Source organism: uncultured Microbacterium sp. (assembly GCF_963521695.1).
In the GTDB taxonomy this organism is placed as follows: domain Bacteria; phylum Actinomycetota; class Actinomycetes; order Actinomycetales; family Microbacteriaceae; genus Microbacterium.
This window is the reverse complement of the sequence record NZ_CAUQWC010000285.1, coordinates 1-3677: the sequence shown is the minus strand read 5'-3', so window position 1 is coordinate 3677 and position 3677 is coordinate 1. Positions and strand designations below refer to the sequence as shown.

General features: G+C 68.6%; 4 protein-coding genes. All 4 read left to right on the top strand.

All coding sequences use genetic code 11. The features are described from left to right. Window positions 1-753, top strand: a 753-nt coding sequence (locus RWP81_RS15280) for an ATP-binding cassette domain-containing protein (RefSeq protein WP_314457528.1), incomplete at its 5' end; no start/stop codon positions are given. Next, window positions 750-1832 carry an ABC transporter permease gene (locus tag RWP81_RS15275; RefSeq protein WP_314457526.1) on the top strand — a complete coding sequence of 361 codons (1083 nt, stop codon included), beginning with the start codon at window positions 750-752 and terminating at the stop codon, window positions 1830-1832. The genes RWP81_RS15280 and RWP81_RS15275, both read left to right, overlap by 4 nt. A gap of 41 nt (window positions 1833-1873) precedes the next feature. Then, window positions 1874-2863 (top strand): ABC transporter substrate-binding protein, encoded by a 990-nt coding sequence (locus tag RWP81_RS15270; RefSeq protein ID WP_314457524.1) that lies wholly within the window; start codon window positions 1874-1876, stop codon window positions 2861-2863. A gap of 318 nt (window positions 2864-3181) precedes the next feature. Continuing rightward, the coding region (locus RWP81_RS15265) for a class II fructose-bisphosphate aldolase (protein WP_314457522.1) at window positions 3182-3677 on the top strand (496 nt) is incomplete at its 3' end.

Here is a 3677-nt window from a genome sequence, read left to right as displayed (position 1 = left end):
GTGCTGCAGGCGCGGGGTCTCTCGCGTCAGTTCGGCCACGTCCGCGCCCTCAACAACGTCGATTTCGAGGTCTACCCCGGGGAAGTCACCGCGTTGATCGGTGACAACGGTGCCGGGAAATCGACGCTCGTGAAGGCCCTGTCGGGCAACCTCGCGGTCGATGAGGGCGAGATCCTCTTCGACGGCAAGCCGATCGAGATGTCCAACCCGCAGGTCGCCTCGGCCCTCGGCATCGAGACGGTGTACCAGGACCTCGCCCTCGCCCCCCACCTCGACCCCGTGCAGAACATGTACCTCGGCCGGGAGATCCGCCGCCCCGGACTTGCCGGAGCGCTGGGGTTCATGAAAACCAAAGACATGGCCGTCGCCTCCCGCGCCGCGTTCGACGAACTCGGCGCAACCGTCCGCTCCCTCACCTCCCCCGTGGGGGAGATGTCCGGTGGACAGCGGCAGGCGATCGCGATCGCCCGCGCCGTGCACTGGGCCGGACGCCTGGTGTTCCTCGACGAACCCACCGCCGCCCTCGGCGTGCGCCAGACCAAGAACGTCCTCGAAACCATCCGCCGCGTCCGCGACAAAGGCATCGCCGTCGTTCTCATCTCCCACTCCATGCCCCACGTGATGGACGTGTGCGACCGCATCCAAGTCCTGCGGCTCGGCACCCGGGTGGCGAACATCGACGCCAAGAACACCTCCATGGAAGAACTCGTCGGGCTCATGACCGGCGCCGTCACGAAGGACGACTCCAAATGAGCGTCAAGACCCCTCCCACCGAGACCGTCGCGATCGGCACTCTCGAGGAGAACAAGCCGAACTTCTTCGTCGGACTGCTCAAGGCTCAGGCCTTTCAGATCCTCATCATCCTCATCGTCATCGTGCTGATCTTCAGTGCACTGGCGCCGGACTCGTTCGCCCAGTGGTCGAACTTCCGTCTCATCATCCAGAACGCCTCGATCCTCGCGGTCCTCGGCGTCGGCATGACGTACATCATCATCACGTCGGGCATCGACCTCTCGGTCGGCTCGGTGCTCGTGTTCTCGGGCGTCGTCTCGGCACTCGTCATGCGAGCGATGGGTGGCGAGGGATGGGGCGTGGCGACCGTCGGCATCCTGGTGTCGATCCTCAGCGGTGTCTGCTGGGGGCTGCTCAACGGCTTCCTCATCGCGAAGGCGAAGATCCCCCCACTCATCGTCACCCTGGGCTCGCTCGGCATGGCCCTGGGCTTGGCGCAGATCCTCACGGGTGGCGTCGACGTGCGCGACGTCCCCACCGTCCTCACCGTCTCCATCGGCTACGGCAACGTGTTCGGCTCGCTGCCGATCATCAGCGTGATCGCGCTCGTGGTCGTGGTGATCGGCGCGATCGTGCTGCACTTCACGAAGTTCGGGCTCTACACCTACGCCGTCGGCTCGAGCGAACTCGCCGCCCGCCGCGTCGGCGTCAAGGTCGACCGCCACCTCATCTCGGTCTACACGCTGTCGGGGGCGCTCGCCGGGCTCGCCGGCATCCTGGCCCTCTCGCAGTTCTCGACCACGGCGATCGCCGGTCAGTCGCAGACGAACCTGAACGTCATCGCGGCCGTCGTCATCGGCGGCACGTCGCTGTTCGGTGGTGTCGGCACGATCTTCGGCACCGTGGTCGGTCTGTTCATCCCCGCCGTCCTGCAGAACGGCTTCGTCATCACCGGCGTGCAGCCCTTCTGGCAGCAGGTGGCCGTCGGCGCCGTGCTGATCACCGCGGTGTACGTCGACCAGGTGCGCCGCACCGCCGCGACTCGCGGCAACACCCAGAGCCTCTGGCGAAAGTTCGTCAGCGGAGGACGCCGCGGCTGAGACCCGGCATCCGACCCCACCAAGAGAGAACGGTCATCACAATGCAGTGGAACAGCAAGGTTCTCGCGTTCGCCACCCTCGGCGCCGCAGCCACCCTCGTCCTCGCCGGGTGCTCCGGCGGCTCCTCATCGGGCTCCGCCTCGGGTGGGTCGGATGACGGCTACAAGATCGCGTTCGTGCAGGGCGTCGCGGGAGATGAGTTCTACATCTCCATGCAGTGCGGCATCCAGGCCGAAGCCGCCAAGGAAGGCGCCACCGTCACCACCCAGGGTCCCGAGAAGTTCGACCCCACCCTGCAGAAGCCGATCGTCGACGCGATCGTCGCGTCCCAGCCCGACGCGCTGCTCATCGCCCCCACTGACGTGTCGGCCATGCAGGCGCCGATCGCGGCGGCGGAAGCGGCGGGGATCAAGGTCGTGCTCGTCGACACGACGCTGGAAGACCCCTCGGGCGCGGTCTCGCAGATCTCGTCCGACAACGAGGGCGGCGGGGCGGCCGCGTTCGAGGCCATCCAGGAGGCCAACCCCGACGGAGGTAAGGTCCTCGTCGTCTCGGTCGACCCCGGCATCTCGACCACGGATGCGCGGGCGAAGGGCTTCGAGGATGCGGTCGCCGGCGACAGCAAGTTCGAGTCGGTCGGGGTGCAGTACTCGCACAACGAGCCCTCCACCGCGGCCGAGATCGTCACCGCCGCTCTGCAGAAGGACCCCGACATCGTCGGCATCTTCGCCGCCAACCTGTTCGCCGCCGAAGGCTCCGCCACCGGCGTCCAGCAGGCCGGCAAGCAGGGATCGGTCACCATCGTCGGCTTCGACGCCGGCCCCGCCCAGGTCAAGGCCCTCGAAGCCGGCACCGTCCAGGCCCTCGTCGCCCAGGAGCCCGCCACCATCGGCTCCGACGGCGTGAAGCAGGCCATCGCCGCGCTGAAGGGCGAAGCGACGGAGGAAAAGATCCAGACCGGCTTCACCATCCTCACGAAAGACAACATCACCACCGACGGCGCCGACGCCGTCTACAAGTCCAGCTGCTGAGGACACCGGATGCCGGGACCTCGCGCTCACGTGAGGGTCCCGGCATCCACCCCCTCCCTTTTCGGGGTTGGGGCGGAATCGGCCGCTCGGGGCGGGAAACTCACGCCCCGAACGGCGGAATACGCCCAAACCCGATGCCCACCCGCGGACGGCGAGGCCCGCGCTCACGCCCGAGGTCCCGGCATCCACCCCCGCCTTACCCGGTTCGGGGCGGAATCCGCCATCCGGGGCGGATAATTCACGCCCCAAGCGGCGGAACACGCCCCAAACGGCGGATCGCGCCCCGAACACCGAGCCCCCGACGAGAAAGACACCCCCGTGCCGCTGGCCGACATGCCCGAACTGCTCGCCGCGCACCGCGCGGTCGGGGCCTTCAACTTCATCACCCTCGAGGTCGCGGAGGCGATCATCACCGGCGCCGAAGCGGCGGGCAGCGGGGTCATCCTCCAGCTCTCGCAGAACGCCATCGCGTTCCACGGGGGTCTGGCGCCTGCCGCCACCGCAGCGCTGCGTCTCGCGGAGGGCGCCCGCGTGCCCGTCGTCGTGCACCTCGACCACGCGACCGAGGAAGGGCTCCTCGACGAGGCGCTGGCCGTCGGCATCCGGTCCGTCATGTTCGATGCCGCGCACCTCGACGACGCCGAGAACCTCGAGCGCACCGCCGCCGTCGCCGCCCGCGTGCATGCTGCCGGGGGCTGGATCGAGGCCGAGCTCGGTGAGATCGGCGGCAAGGGCGCCCACTCACCCGGCGTGCGCACCGACGTCGCCGAGGCCGCGCGCTTCGTCGACGCCACGGGGGTCGACGCCCTGGCCG